The organism is Luedemannella flava (assembly GCF_039528515.1).
In the GTDB taxonomy this organism is placed as follows: domain Bacteria; phylum Actinomycetota; class Actinomycetes; order Mycobacteriales; family Micromonosporaceae; genus Luedemannella; species Luedemannella flava.
In genome coordinates this window covers 1-13742 of record NZ_BAAALT010000015.1, presented here as the reverse complement: position 1 = coordinate 13742, position 13742 = coordinate 1, and the positions used below count along the sequence as shown (strand labels likewise).

General features: G+C 70.4%; 11 protein-coding genes and 2 pseudogenes. 5 read left to right on the top strand and 8 right to left on the bottom strand.

Going from position 1 to position 13742, the window contains the following annotated elements; translation table 11 throughout:
• Window positions 1-163 precede the first annotated feature (163 nt).
• From ABD211_RS04240 to ABD211_RS04230, 3 genes and pseudogenes are all read left to right on the top strand, one after another.
• Window positions 164-541 (top strand): DUF485 domain-containing protein, encoded by a 378-nt coding sequence (locus ABD211_RS04240; RefSeq protein ID WP_344126401.1) that lies wholly within the window; start codon window positions 164-166, stop codon window positions 539-541.
• Window positions 538-2028, top strand: a pseudogene (locus ABD211_RS04235) (solute symporter family protein); the annotation flags it as partial. The gene ABD211_RS04240 and the pseudogene ABD211_RS04235, both read left to right, overlap by 4 nt.
• A 478-nt stretch (window positions 2029-2506) precedes the next feature.
• Window positions 2507-2761: a DUF6458 family protein gene (locus tag ABD211_RS04230; RefSeq protein ID WP_344126397.1), complete on the top strand. Its 255-nt coding sequence runs from the start codon at window positions 2507-2509 to the stop codon at window positions 2759-2761.
• On the opposite strand, the gene ABD211_RS04225 is transcribed toward ABD211_RS04230, so the two are convergent.
• The 8 genes from ABD211_RS04225 to ABD211_RS04190 all read right to left on the bottom strand — a co-directional run bounded on the left by ABD211_RS04225 (window position 2755) and on the right by ABD211_RS04190 (window position 9497).
• Window positions 2755-2910: a hypothetical protein gene (locus ABD211_RS04225; protein ID WP_344126395.1), complete on the bottom strand. Its 156-nt coding sequence runs from the start codon at window positions 2908-2910 to the stop codon at window positions 2755-2757. The genes ABD211_RS04230 and ABD211_RS04225 overlap by 7 nt on opposite strands.
• Window positions 2911-2916: 6 nt before the next feature.
• Window positions 2917-4044: an aminopeptidase P family protein gene (locus ABD211_RS04220; RefSeq protein ID WP_344126393.1), complete on the bottom strand. Its 1128-nt coding sequence runs from the start codon at window positions 4042-4044 to the stop codon at window positions 2917-2919.
• Between the two features lie 110 nt (window positions 4045-4154).
• Window positions 4155-6191 (bottom strand): endo-1,4-beta-xylanase, encoded by a 2037-nt coding sequence (locus tag ABD211_RS04215; RefSeq protein WP_344126391.1) that lies wholly within the window; start codon window positions 6189-6191, stop codon window positions 4155-4157.
• Between the two features lie 391 nt (window positions 6192-6582).
• On the bottom strand, window positions 6583-6894 hold the full coding sequence (locus tag ABD211_RS04210; RefSeq protein WP_344126389.1) for a hypothetical protein: 312 nt from the start codon (window positions 6892-6894) through the stop codon (window positions 6583-6585).
• Window positions 6891-7973 carry a WXG100 family type VII secretion target gene (locus ABD211_RS04205; RefSeq protein WP_344126386.1) on the bottom strand — a complete coding sequence of 361 codons (1083 nt, stop codon included), beginning with the start codon at window positions 7971-7973 and terminating at the stop codon, window positions 6891-6893. The genes ABD211_RS04210 and ABD211_RS04205 overlap by 4 nt, the downstream gene beginning before the upstream one ends.
• Entirely contained in the window at window positions 7973-8281 is a 309-nt protein-coding gene (locus ABD211_RS04200; protein ID WP_344126384.1) for a type VII secretion target, read from the bottom strand. Before ABD211_RS04200 ends, ABD211_RS04205 begins: the two co-directional genes overlap by 1 nt.
• Entirely contained in the window at window positions 8268-8648 is a 381-nt protein-coding gene (locus tag ABD211_RS04195; protein WP_344126382.1) for a YbaB/EbfC family nucleoid-associated protein, read from the bottom strand. Before ABD211_RS04195 ends, ABD211_RS04200 begins: the two co-directional genes overlap by 14 nt.
• Before the next feature lie 93 nt (window positions 8649-8741).
• Window positions 8742-9497, bottom strand: a complete 756-nt coding sequence (locus tag ABD211_RS04190; protein ID WP_344126380.1) for a hypothetical protein — start codon at window positions 9495-9497, stop codon at window positions 8742-8744.
• A gap of 108 nt (window positions 9498-9605) precedes the next feature.
• Between ABD211_RS04190 and ABD211_RS04185 the strand changes: the two genes are divergently transcribed.
• Entirely contained in the window at window positions 9606-11768 is a 2163-nt protein-coding gene (locus tag ABD211_RS04185; protein WP_344126378.1) for a discoidin domain-containing protein, read from the top strand.
• Between the two features lie 143 nt (window positions 11769-11911).
• A pseudogene (locus tag ABD211_RS04180) lies at window positions 11912-13742 on the top strand (hypothetical protein); the annotation flags it as partial.

Below are 13742 nucleotides of genomic sequence, written 5' to 3'. Positions count from 1 at the left end.
CGGGCCCGGTGCGCTCGGCGCAGCGCACCCGCCGTTCGGCGCACGCGGCCCTCGCCGATCGGCGCGTGTGGTCCACGGCACACCTAGCGTGCCGGGAACCCACATTCGGGCCGGTGGCGCGTCCTGTCCACCGACCCGCTTCTATTCCGGAGGCGGTGACACCATGACGACCGACGAGCCAGAGGCGACGTCCGGCGACGGTGGTTCGCGCTACCTACAGGTGCAGCAATCGGATGAGTTCGCGGGTCTGCGGCGCGCGTTCCGGCGCTTCGTCTTCCCGTTCACGGCTGCCTTCCTGATCTGGTACGCGCTCTATGTGATCCTCTCCGCGTACGCGCGGGACTTCATGGGTCAGAAGGTGTTCGGCAACGTCAACGTGGCCCTCATCTTCGGCCTGCTGCAGTTCGTCACGACGTTCCTCATCGCGTGGCTCTACGAGCGGTACGCCACCAACAAGCTCGAACCCATGCAGGAGAGCCTCAAGGCCCAGGTCGAGGGCAACGGTGGCGCCAGCACGGTCACGGAAGAGGAGCCGGCGTGAACTCCGTCGTACTTGCGGCCGGGCCGGCCGTTTCCGCCCGTACTCTCACGATTGTTTTGTTTGTTGTCTTCGTCGCGATCACCTTGTGGATCACGATCTGGGCGAGCCGGCAGACCCGCAGCGCCACCGACTTCTACGCCGGTGGGCGGTCGTTCTCCAGCTTCCAGAACGGCATGGCGATCGGCGGCGACTACATGTCGGCCGCGTCGTTCCTCGGCATCGCCGGCATCATCGCGCTGTCCGGCTACGACGGCTTCCTCTACTCCATCGGCTTCCTCGTCGCCTGGCTGGTCGCGCTCCTGCTGGTCGCGGAGCTGATGCGCAACTCCGGCAAGTACACGATGGCCGACGTGCTGGCGTTCCGGATGCGCCAGCGGCCCGTGCGCACCGCCGCGTCGATCTCCACCATCGTCGTGTCGATCTTCTACCTGATCGCGCAGATGGTGGGTGCCGGGTCGCTCGTCGCGCTGCTGCTGGGCATCAAGACCGGCGAGACGTTCATGGGGATGTCCGCCGAGACCGCCAAGATCGTGACGATCATCCTCATCGGCATCCTGATGATCGTGTACGTCGTCATCGGCGGCATGAAGGGCACCACCTACGTCCAGATCGTCAAGGCGTTCATGCTCATGCTGGGCGCGCTGCTCATGACGCTGCTGGTCTTCGTGGCGTACAAGTTCAACATCTCCGACCTGCTCGGCGACGCGGCCGAGAAGTCCGGCAAGGGCGCCGCGTTCCTCGAACCCGGCCAGCGCTACGGCAAGGACATCGTCGGCAACGTGGCGGCGTCCACGGTCTCGAAGCTCGACCTGCTGTCCCTGGGCCTCGCGCTGGTCCTCGGCACGGCCGGCCTGCCGCACATCCTGATCCGCTTCTACACGGTGCCCACCGCGAAGGCCGCCCGCCGGTCCGTCGTCTGGGCGATCGGCATCATCGGCACCTTCTACCTGATGACGCTCGCCCTCGGCTTCGGCGCCGCCGCGCTCGTCGGCTCCGCCGACATCGCCAAGCAGGACGCCGCGGGCAACACGGCCGCGCCGCAGCTCGCCCAGGCGTTGGGCGAGAAATACCTGGGCGGGAGTACGGGCGGAGCGGTGCTGCTGGCCGTCATCGCCGCGGTGGCGTTCGCCACGATCCTCGCCGTGGTGGCCGGCCTGACCCTGGCGTCGTCCTCCTCGGTGGCGCACGACCTGTACGCCAACGTCATCAAGAAGGGCCAGACGGGGGAGCGCGACGAGGTCAAGGTCGCCCGGTACGCGGCGTTCGCCATCGGCGCGATCGCCATCCTGCTGGCCATCTTCGCGCGCGGGCTCAACGTGGCGTTCCTCGTCGCGGTGGCGTTCGCGATCGCCGCGTCGGCGAACCTGCCGGCGATCCTCTTCTCGCTGTTCTGGAAGAAGTTCAACACCCGGGGCGCGACGTGGGGCATCTACGGCGGTCTGGGCTCCGCGCTGCTGGTCGTGCTGCTGAGCCCGATCGTCTGGGGCGGCGCGCAGTCGACCCTGCCGGCGGCGAAGCTCACCCCCGCCCAGGCGGCGACGTGCGGCGTGCCGGCCGACTCCAAGGAGGTCGCCAACGCGTCCGCGTTGTTCAGCTGCACGACGGACGCGCCGATCCCGTTCTCCAACCCCGGCCTCATCTCCATCCCGCTCGGCTTCCTGTTCGCCGCCATCGGCGCGGCCACGAGCCGCGAGCGCGACGAGGAGAAGTACGCGGAGTTGGAGGTCCGTTCCCTCACGGGGGCGGGCGCGCACTAACCCACCCCTCTCACCCGGTGCCCGCCCCGCAACGTCGCGGGGCGGGCACCGCCGCGTCGTGGCCCGCCTCCGGCGGGCCCTGCCGACGTTTGGGCCGTTACGCATGGAATTCCGCGCGCCATAACCGGCCTCACGGTCCAAACGTCGGGCGGGCGGTTTCGGGGGAGCGGCGGGGCGGGTAGTGGGTGGGGGTCGGAAGGAGAGCACCGTGGGTATCGGTGGCAGCATCTTTTTGATCGCCGTTGGCGCGATCATCGCGTTTGCCGTGGACGTTTCCGTCGGCTGGCTCGACCTGGAGGTCGTCGGCTGGGTGCTGATGGTCGCCGGTGTCGTCGGACTCATCCTCACCATGACGATCTGGAACCGGCGCCGGACCGTCACGTCCGTGTCGGACGCGCGCACCCCCGTCGCGACGACCCGCACGGACACCACGTACGACGCGCCGGAGGACCCCCGCTACTGAGGAACGTCGGATGGTCCCGCCGCGGTGCGCGGCGGGACCATCCTTGTCTGCGCGAGCCGTCGGGCGACCAGCGGGTAGCGCACGCCGCACACCAGCTCCAGCACGACGTTGGGCACCAGCACCCAGCGCGCGAGGTGGTCGCTGACCACCGTCGGTCAGCTCACGATCGCCATCTCATGCGGCGTGTTGTTGAGGCGCCGCCCGCCGTCCGGGGTGCACGTCACGATGTCCTCGATGCGTACGCCGAAGCGGCCGGGCAGGTAGACGCCCGGCTCGATGGAGAAGCACATGCCCGGCACGAGCGGGCGGTGCTCGCCCTCCACCAGGTACGGCGGCTCGTGCGTGGTCAGCCCGATGCCGTGGCCGGTGCGGTGGATGAAGTACTCGCCGTAACCCGCGTCGGTGATCACTTTTCGGGCCGCGCGGTCGATCTCCTCGCACGCGACGCCGGGGCGGACCGCCTCGAAGCCCGCCTGCTGGGCCTGCCGGACGAGGTCGTGGACCTCGCGCTCCTCCTCGGTCGGCTCGCCGACGTGCACCGTGCGGGTGGTGTCCGAACCGTAGCCGAACTTCAGGCCGCCGAAGTCGAGGACCACCATGTCGCCCTCGTTGATGACCCGGTCGCCCGCCTCGTGGTGCGGGTTCGCGCCGTTGGGCCCGGAGCCGACCACCGTGAAGTCGACCTGGCTGTGGCCGTGCTCCCGCAGCAGGCGGGCCAGGTCGGCGGCGACGTCGTTCTCGGCGCGGCCGGCGAAGCGTACTCCCAGAATGTTCTTGAACGTCTCGTCGGCGGCGAGGCCCGCCGCGGCCAGGCGCCCCAGCTCGTGGGGGTCCTTGACGGCGCGCAACATGGGCAGCGCCTGGGTGAGGCTCGCGTAGCTCGTCTCGGGCAGCGCGTGCTGCAGGCCGAGGACGTGCATCGCCCACGCCGAGTCGGAGATGCCGTAGCGGGCGCCGGGCCTGATCAACGGCGCCGCCGTGCTGTACGGGTCGTCCCCGTCGCGCCAGTCGGTCAGGGTGAGGGCCGGGGCGCCGGTCGCGGACTCGGCGTCGGGGCGTTCCAGGACCGGGACGAGCAGGGTGGGCGCGGCGTCCTCGCTGAGCACCAGCACGGTGAGCCGCTCGGTGATCGCGGTGGGCTGGTAGCCCGTGAGATAGGTGAGGTCGGGGCCGGGGGTGATCAGCAGGCCGGCCAGGCCCGCGTCGGTCGCTTCCCGCGCCGCTCTTCTGAGCCGCGCCCGGTAGTCATCGACGGTGAACGCGACGGGTTGCTCGTCTGCCACGCCCGAATTGTCCCATGGGGGTTCCGCGATTTGTGGCCATAGTGCGGTCAGAAGGGCCGGGATAGCAGCGCTATGGCTACATAGCGCTGCTATCCCGGCTCGGGGAGGTGCTAGGCGACCGTGCAGGCGGTGCCGTTGAGCGAGAACGCGGTGGGCCTGGCGTTCGTGGCGTCGTTCCAGCTGGCCAGGAAGCCGACGTTCACCGTGGCGTTCACGGCGATCGACGAGTTCCACGCCGCGCCCGCCACGGAGACGTTCGCGCCGCTCTGGGTGACGCTGCCGTTCCAGAGCTGCGAGATGGTCTGGCCGTTGGCGAACGTCCAGGTCAGCGTCCAGTTGTTGATCGCGGTGGTGCCCGTGTTGGTGACCTTCACGTCACCCTGGAAGCCGCTCGGCCACTGGCCCGCGACCGCGTAGGTCACCCTGCACGGACCGGTCGACCCGGTCGTGGCCACCGCGCTCGTCGGCGGCCGCGTGGTGGCCACGGCGCTGGTCGGGACCGCGCTTGTCGGCGGGCGGGTGGTGGTCGCCACGGCGGTGGTGACGGTGCCGCTCGGGTTGAGGCCGGTCACCGCCCAGTACGCCGGCTTGACCTGCAGCTGCGAGTCGAACAGCAGCGGCGCGTCGAGTCGGGCGATCGGCCAGGTCTGCAGCCAGCTGTCGTCGTCCGAAACGCCCCAGAAGGTCACCGAGCTGATCAGCGACGCCTTGGCCTTGAACACATCGAACAGCGCCTTGTACCGGGTCGCCAGGGCGGTCTGGTGGGCGTCGGTGACGGTGGTGTACGACGAGGTGTTGTCCGTGTAGATCGACACGTCCATCTCGGTGATCTGCTGCGTGACGTTCAGCGCCGCGAACTTGTCGAGCATCGCCGAGGTGTCGGACGCGGTCGGCCAGTTGATGTTGTTGTGCATCTGGCTGCCGACGCAGTCGATCGGGATGCCCTCACCCTTGAGCTGGTTCACCAGGTTGTACATGCCGTCGCGCTTGGACCCGACCGTCAGGTTGTAGTCGTTGATGCACAGGACCGCGCCCGGGTCGGCCGCGCGCGCCCAGGTGAACGCGTTGCGGATGTAGTCCAGGCCGGCGATCTGGTACCACATGCTGTTGCGCGGCGTGCCGTCCTCGTTGAGGACCTCGTTGACGACGTCCCAGGCCGAGATCTTGCCCTTGTACCGGCCGGCGAGCGCGTCGATGTGCGCCTTGAGGCGGTTGAGCAGCAGCGTCTTGTTCGCCGCCGTGGCCGTCATCGTGGCGCCGTTCGCGTCCTGGAAGACCCACGCCGGCGTCTGGTTGTGCCAGACGAAGGTGTGCCCGCGCACCTTCATGTTGTTGGCCGTGGCGAAGTTGACGATCGTGTCCGCGTCGCCGTAGCTGAAGACACCCTCGGTCTTCTCGGTGGCGTCCCACTTCATCGCGTTTCCGGCGACCAGGCTGTTGTAGTGGATCTTCAGCAGGTCGGCCTTGCCGGCGAGGATCGTGGACGGGGACACGGCCGCGCCGACCTGCGACCAGTACGGCGCCAGCGCGCCCTTCAGCGAGCCGACGTTCGTCTGCACCGGCTGCGCCGGCACGTACGACATGGAGAAGTCGTCGATGAAGAAGTCGAACGTGCCGCTCTGCGACTCGACGTAGACCGTCAGGAAGTCCACGTCGTTGCCGAGCGTGTAGGAACCGGTCAACTGCGTCCAGCCGCTGTCGCTGACGCTCACGTTGCGCACGATGTTGTCGTAGGCGGTGGTGGTGCCGGTCAGCCGCCGCTCCACGCTGAGACCGTACGGGGCGGTCCCGGCGCCGGACGCCTGGCGCACCCACACGGAGATCGTGTACCGGACGCCCTTCTGCATGGTGGACAGAACATCGAGCTGCGGCCCCTGCCAGGAGGAGGCCCGGGCGCTGACGGCGAGGCTCCGCGATCCGGCGTGCGCGACCGTGGTCGAGTTGGCGACGGTCTCCACCGTGCCTCGCCGCGTGAAGCCCTGGGTAGTGCCGTCCTCGAAGTCCGCGGACTTCACGACGACTGGGTCCGCCGCGGCGTTCGCGGCGGTGAAGAAGCTGGGCAGCACCAGTGCGGTGGCGGCCGTAGCGGCCAGCGCGGTGAGGCCGACAACGACCTTGCGTACGCGCCGACGGGGTGGGGGGTTCACGGTTGTTCCTTCCCTCGGGATGCAGAAAACCGGTCCGGGTGTGTGCCCACCGGCTCCCGAGGGTGGCAGTCCGAACCGGTACCGAGGTTAGGCCGGACGTCCAACTTTCGTCAATATTGATTGATACCTGTTATCTCGGGCCCACTCACCTGGTCCGCCGGCCGGCGCAACTTGCGGGCTGGGCACCGACCCGCGACGTGACCTGCAAGTTCTGCGGCTACCGGATGCGACGATAGCCGCTGAACCTGCAAGCTAATCGGGTAGACACCGGACTTCGCCCGCGCCGTGGGCGCGGTCCAGGCTGACGCCGACTAGGTAGGCATCGCGGAGGGGTTCGCAGGCCACGCGGACACCTGCCCAGTCTGTAGGCGAGATCTGCGTCGGTCGAGGGTCACCGGCGGTCGATTGCTACGTAGAGGCCATCTGTTTCCCGTGGGGGATCCCACGCCTCGCCCGGAAGTCCGGCCACCGCGACCTCATCCAGCTCCTCGAACTTCGCCCAGCGTTGCCAATGTAGGTACGTTCCCGGTTCGCGCATCAGGCGGTCCAGTGCTTGCTGGGCGATCGTTCGCCGTTCCTGCATCGTCGAGGGCTCGTCAGGATCGTTGAGGAACTCCATGAACTCATAGAGTCCGACGCTCGACACGTCCAGGAGGTCCGAGATCTCCTGGACGAGCCAGTCGGCACGGTCAGGCGTGGTCACAGTTCTGGGTTTCCGTCCAGGGGAATCTTCACGGGCTTGTTGCCTCCTTGGGACACGACGACGTAGGGGCCCCAGGTCATCGGATCTGGCCGTGAGTGTGGCGGATAACCAGGCATGATACGTATCTGGCGTCCCTTGTTGACGGGGTCAACGAATAACTCACCTCCGCCCTTGGCCGATGGCTTGCGTTCCCAGTCGTCAGGGATACGCGCTTTCACCTCGTCGGGTGTGAGCCCTCTGAGTTCCTGCGGATCGAACTCCTTCGGGCCGCCGATCTTTGTGGGCTTACTGCTGTTATCGCCGTCGGGCGCATGGCGAGGCCGCCGCCCAAGATTCTCCTTGATCTTATCGATGAGGGTGTTGAGGTGGCGGACCGCCGGGATCAGGTTGTTCAGGCTCGTGATCAGCCCGCGCAACCACTTCGCGATCTTCGCCGACCACGCGGCGACCAGCGTGCTGACCTGCTCCACCACCAACGGCGTGGCGAACCCGAGACTGAACACCTCCTCCGTCGCGTACACGATCATGCGCGAGACCACCACCGCGATCGCGTCGCGGACCATCGCCCGCACCGCCGACACCACGAACCCGGCCGCCTCGGTGATGACCGCCATCGCGTCAGCCGCCCGCGCCAACGCCGAGAGCGCACCACTCTGCTCACCCGACCACGTCCGGTACGCCGGCCCGGCCGTGCCGCCCCACCCGGCAACATCGACGCGCACATGACCGGACAATGTGGACGCGCTGGCCCGCACATCCGCCGCGATGTTGCGCCACGTCGCCGCGTGCGCCGCGATCTGCGCCGCGTCGCCCGCCAACCAGTCGAGTGCGTCCCGCAGCGGAGCGACCTGCTCCAACATCCACGACAACCCGTACTGCAACAACGACGACGCCGGATCACTCACGAACGCCAGACCGTCCAGCGTCGTGCCGATCGCACCGAGACTGATGTCGACCCAGTTGTTCGACCGCACCCCCGCGACGAGCAGCTCGATGTCCTCAGCCAGCCAGATCCCCGTCCACGGCTTGACCTCACCATCGACCCGCGCCGCCACCAGCGGGTTCACCCCGACGCTCATCAGTCGCCCCGCAGCCGGTCATGGGCCCGCCCGTCGGTGACCTCGTACGACCCCGCCGCGATGCGCAGCCGGTCCACGGAGTCGCGCAGCGCCGTGTCCGCCGAGTCGAGGGTGGTCAGGACGGCGTCCTGCAGCTGACCCAGCGCCGCCGGGATGAGCGCGCACAGCTGGCCGTACGCCCCGGGCGAGAGGCGGACCGTGCCGCCCGCCTGCCGGGCGAGCGCGACCCGGTCGGCGACGGCGGACACGTGCCACGCGTGGGCGCGAAGCTCCTCCGGCGTGACGGTGGTGCCCTCATCGCCGGCCATCGGCGCCGTCCGACGTGGGGAGCAGCCGCAGGGCGTAGGACGAGACGATGGCCTGAGCCGACTCGGCACCCAGCAGCTCGGCGGCGGCCTCGCGGACCTGGTCGACGAGCAGGGACTGCGCGCCGCCCATCACGGCCATGATGGCGCGGGCCAGGTGCGCGGGCGGCACGTCGCGCACCCGGTCGTCGAGACGCAGGCCCGTGACGACGCCCGATGCGCCGACGGTGACCTCGATGAGCCCGTCGCGGTCGCGGGCGGTGGCGGTCAGGCCCGCCAGGCGGCCGGACAGCGCCCGGGCCCGCGCGGCCCGTTCCTCGACGGAGCGCTGCCACCGGTCGACATCGTCGAACGTCACTGTCGTGTCCACCACGGCACCGTAGCGACGCGACAGAACCGCGGGCATCCCCTGTGGACAGCCGCGAGCGTGCCGATGAACCGGGCCTGTGGATAACGCCGGGAATCAGCGCCGTGTCGGATAGGAGCGGGACGGCGGCGCGAGCGCGGCGACGGCCTGCGGCGGTGACGGCACCCGGCGCCGCAGCGGTCGGGTGACCGCCCGGCGCAGCCGCTGCCGCCGCTCCAGGGCGGCCGCCGCCTTGCGCCGCTGACGCCCGCGCCGCGCGTAGTAGACAACCACCCCGAGATAGAGCAGGGCGATTCCCGGCAGCCCCCACAGCGGCACGGGCGCCGGGGACCGGTCGTAGGGGAGCCCGGTCACCGGGTACGTCGTCGGCACCGGCGAGGCGTAGTTGTTCTTGTCCCAACGCACCGTCAACGTGTCGCCGGCCCGTAGCCCCTTCGCCACGTCGAACATCTCCAACGGCAGCCGCGTCCCGTCGTCGGGCCGCCCGAGGATGGCGTACTCGACGCAGACGTCGCCCACCTCGTAGCACCCGGACCCGATGACGCGTACGGCCGCTTCGTAGGTGAACTGCGACCCGTAGAACCGCTCCGCGTTGCCGTACGCGCCGAGCACGCACAGGATCCCGACGACGAGCCCCACGAACGGCGCGGGCCCGGACCGCACCACGGCGTAGGCGGGTTGACCCGCGCGCCGGTCGTCGAGCCGGTGGCACACCCAGGCCGCCACGAACGGTGCGGAGATGGCCACCGCCCCGCCGATGTACTGCGTGACGCCGTGCCGCTGGCTGATGACCGGCCCGAGCGCAGCGGCCACCGGCACCCAGACCACGCCCAGAAATCGGCCGACATGCATGAAAGCGGATTCTGCCAGGCGTGTCACCCGTCCGTGGAGGGGGTCACCGGGACAACCGGTTACTCGTTGCACCCAGAGCCCGTCCGTCCCCTCCGGAGGAGCCCATCGATGAGTCCGAGCCATCGGCGCGCCCGCAGGCGTTGGCGCAGCGCCGGCCTGGTCATCCTCGCTGTCGTGTCCCTGGTCGGGCTAGCCGGCGTCGAGTGGCCGGGTCGCGGCGCGCCGGCGCCCGACGGCCCATTCGATGGGACGGTCACCGTCGACACCCGGAAACACGTCAGCACGTTGCACGGCGACAAGGCGCTCGGCGCGGGTGTCGACGGCCTGGAGCGCGGCGAGATCGACCGCACGTGGACGAGGACCAACCTGGACGCGATGGAGTCGGCGGGGTTCGGCTCGATCAGCTACCGGCTGCGCACCGAACTGGGCGTCAAGGCGTGGCACTGGAACCCGCACGGCACGTTCAGCGAGGGCGACCGCGGCTACTGGACCTCCGACGACACGATGCCCACCGACCCGGGCGTCTCCTATGGCTACCACCTGCCCCGGCGCGGCAACACGATCGACCAGGCCAACAACGACGGGTACTCCCGTATCGCGGACGGCAGCGTCCGGACGTACTGGAAAAGCAATCCCTACCTCGACCCGCACTTCACCCGCGAGCCCGAGCCCCGCAATCCACAGTGGGTGATCGTGGCGTTCCCGCACGCGGTGCCGGTGGACTCCGTGCGCATCGCCTGGGGCGACCCGTACGCGACCCGGATCCGGATCCAGTACTGGACCGGCGACGACGCCCTCTTCCCCATCCAGGCGGGGGCGCGGTGGCGCGACTTTCCCTCACCCTCCGCGTCGGGAAACGGCGACAACCAGGTGGTACGCGTGGCCGCCGCACCGCTCAACGTGCAGTTCGTGCGGATCCTGCTCGGCGGCGGGTCCCGCACGGCCGTCCCCGGCTCGAAGGACGTCCGCGACCGTCTCGGCTTCGCCATCCGCGAGGTGTCCGTCTACGGCGGCGGCGTGGACCACGTCCGGCACGCGCCGTCGCAGCGTCAGACGGTCATCTACACCTCGTCGACGGACCCGTGGCACCGCAAGGTGGACATGGACCGCGACTACGAGCACGCCAGTTTCGCGCGTGTCTACGCGAGCGGCCTCACCAAGGGCAAGCCGATGATGGTGCCCGTCCCGGTGCTCTACGGCGTGCCGGAGGACGCCGCCGCGCTGGTGCGCTACCTGCGTAGACAGGGTTTCCCGGTGCACCGGGTCGAGATGGGCGAGGAGCCCGACGGCCAGCTCGCCACCCCCGAGGACTACGGCGCGCTCTATCTACAGGTGGCCCGCGCGATCCGGGCCGTCGACCCGGCGATCGAGCTGGGCGGGCCCGGCTACCAGACGACGATCCCCGACTGGGTGACCTGGCCCGACGCGTCCGGCTCGCGCTCGTGGACGGGCCGCTTCGTCGCCTACCTGAAGCGCCGCGCCGCGATGCGGTACTTCAACTTCTTCTCCTTCGAGTGGTACCCGTTCGACGACGTCTGCGCCGACCCCGCGAAGGCGCTCGCCCGACACCCGGCGATGCTCGCCGACATCCTCCGCCGCCAGGAGAAGGCCGGCCTCCCGAAGGACATCCCCAAAATCATCACGGAGTACGGGTACAGCTCGTACGCCGGGCAGGTGGAGCTCGAGCTGCCCGGGGCGATGGTCAACGTCGAGAGCGCGCTGCAGTTCCTGGCGTTGGGCGGGGAGACCAGCTACTTCTACGGCCTGGAACCCAACTGGGTGTTCCAGGAGGACGAGGGCAAGCCCTGCGACACGTGGGGCAACCTGATGCTCTTCCAGTTCTACAACGACTGGAAGATCCGCCCGATGGTCACGTTCCACGCCGCCCAACTGGTGACCCGCCAGTGGGCGCAGCCCGGCGACGGCGACCACGCGATCTACGCCGCGTCGACCGACGTGGGTAGGACGGTCACGGCGTACGCGACGCGGCGTCCGGACGGTCGGTTGGCCGTACTCCTGCTCAACAAGGACCCGGAGCGGGCCCGCACCGTCCGGCTCGTGGCCGGCGGGCGGCCGCTCGACGTGGCCGCGGACCTCTACCAGTACTCCGGTGAGCAGTGGGACTGGGTGTCCCAGCAGGGCAAGCGCAACGGCGGCTACCCACTGCGCAACGAGCCACCGGTGCACACGGAGGTCGCCTCAGCGGCGGCCGTCGCCCTGCCCCCCTACTCGATCACGGTAATCCGCACGACGGACGCCTACGAGCAGTAGATGCGCCATAACGCTGTGCGTTGCGGGCGTGGGCACGCGGTCCACGGGGCAGCGGGCGTGGCGGGCATGCGCCACCATGGCGGGACCCGTCCCGTGGAGAGTGCACCTTGCCCGCTGAGGCGTCGTATCCCTGTCCGTTCTGTATGACACCGGCCACCGTCGCCGGTGGCTGCCCGAACTGCGGCCGGCCCGGCGACCCGGAGGCCGCCGAGGTCGTCCGGCTCGACGCGGAACTGCCCCGCCTGACCGCCGTCGTCGAGGTGGCGCAGGCCGGCGTCAGCGAGGCGCGGCAGGAGTCGCTGCGCGCCCAGCAGCGGGTGGCCGAGCTCCAGCACGTCGCGACCCGGGCGGTGCAGGAACTCATCGCGGCCCAGCAGCGCCACGCCACGCTCGTCGCCTCCGTCCGCGCCCGCGTCGCGGCGGGCCGGCACGCGCCCGCCGCCGGCCGGCCGGCTCCCATCTGGGCGGGTCAGGAGTCTCCCGACACGGCAGATCAGCAGACGCCCGGCAGCGTGGACGTGCCGGCGGGTGCCGGCACCAGCACGGCTCCGGCCGCCGTCTCGACGGCGCGGCCGCGCGAGGCGTCGGCGCGGACCATGCAGAACGTGCTGTTCGCGCTGGGCGGTCTGCTGCTCGGCGTCGGCGCGATCGTGTTCACCCTGGTCGCCTGGGCCGATCTGGGCATCGGCGCGCGGGCCGCGATCCTCGGCGGGTTCACGCTGGTCACCCTCGGCATCCCGCTGCTCGCGACGTGGCGCGGGCTGACCGCCACCGCCGAGACCTTCGCGATCATCGGCCTGTTCCTGGTCATCCTCGACGGGTACGCGGTCTGGGCCACCGACCTCGCCGGCGTCCAACGCCTCGAACCCTACGGCTACGCCGCGTTGGCGCTGCTCACGACAGTCGGTGTGGCGCTGGGCTACCGGGCGCTCGGGCGGTTGACCCGGCGTCCGCTGCTCGCCGGCCCGCGGTTCGTGGCCCTGCTGGCCGTCCAGCCGGTGATCCCGCTGCTCGGGGCGTATCTGGGCGAGTCCGCGGCACTCGGGGCCGCCATCTACGCCGGCGTGGCGTTGCTCAACGCGGCGGTCGCCTGGCGCCGGCGGGAGAGCTCGGGCGCCGGGCTCGGCCTGCGCGTTCTGGCGTGGCTCGGGTTCGGCCTCGCCATGCTGGTCGCCGGGCCGTTCGCGCTGTCCGCCCTGGCGGAGGCGGACGACCTGCGCGCCGCGCTCGTCGCGGCCGCCGCGACGTGGTTCGCGGCGGCGGTGTTCGTGCTGCCCGGTGTGATCAGCGGCGAGCGCACCGTGCTCAGCGTGCTTCTGTCCATCAGCTCGTTCGTGGCCGTGGCGGCTGTCGTGCTCGTCGGGGCGCGGGCGGTGCCGGACTATCCGGTCGGGGCGGTCGCGGTGGTCGTCGCGACCATCGCCGTCGCCGTCAGCTTTGTGCGCGCGGAGTGGCGTACCGGCCTGCTCGTCGGCGCGTACGCCTGGCTGGCCCTCGGCGTCGCCGGCGCGCTCATCCTCGCGCTGCTGGCCCAGTTCACCGTTCTGGAGGGCTGGGATGAGCTCCTCGGGCACGGGCCGGTCGCCAGCACCTGGCACACCACGCTCGAACCCGGCGAGCTGATCGTCGTCTTCCTCGCCCTCGCCGTGGCCGGCGCGTGGGTGGTGCCGGGCCGCGCCCGCCCGTTCGTCGCGGTCGCGGCGCTGTTGCCGCTCGCCGTCGTGGTGCCGATCGATCTGGGCCTGCCATGGTGGTCGTTCCCGGTGAGCGACGCGGCTGTCGTGGTGCCGCTGGTGCTGGTCGCGACGCGCGTCGCCCGACCGGTCGCGGCCCAGATCCTCGCGGCGCTGGCGACCCCGCTCACCCTCCACGCCGTCATCTTCAGCCTGTGGCGGCCGGCCGGCGCGGCCGCGACGCTCGCCGGCGTCGTCGCGCTCGGCGCGGCGACGGCGCTGCTGGCGCGCGACGACCGCC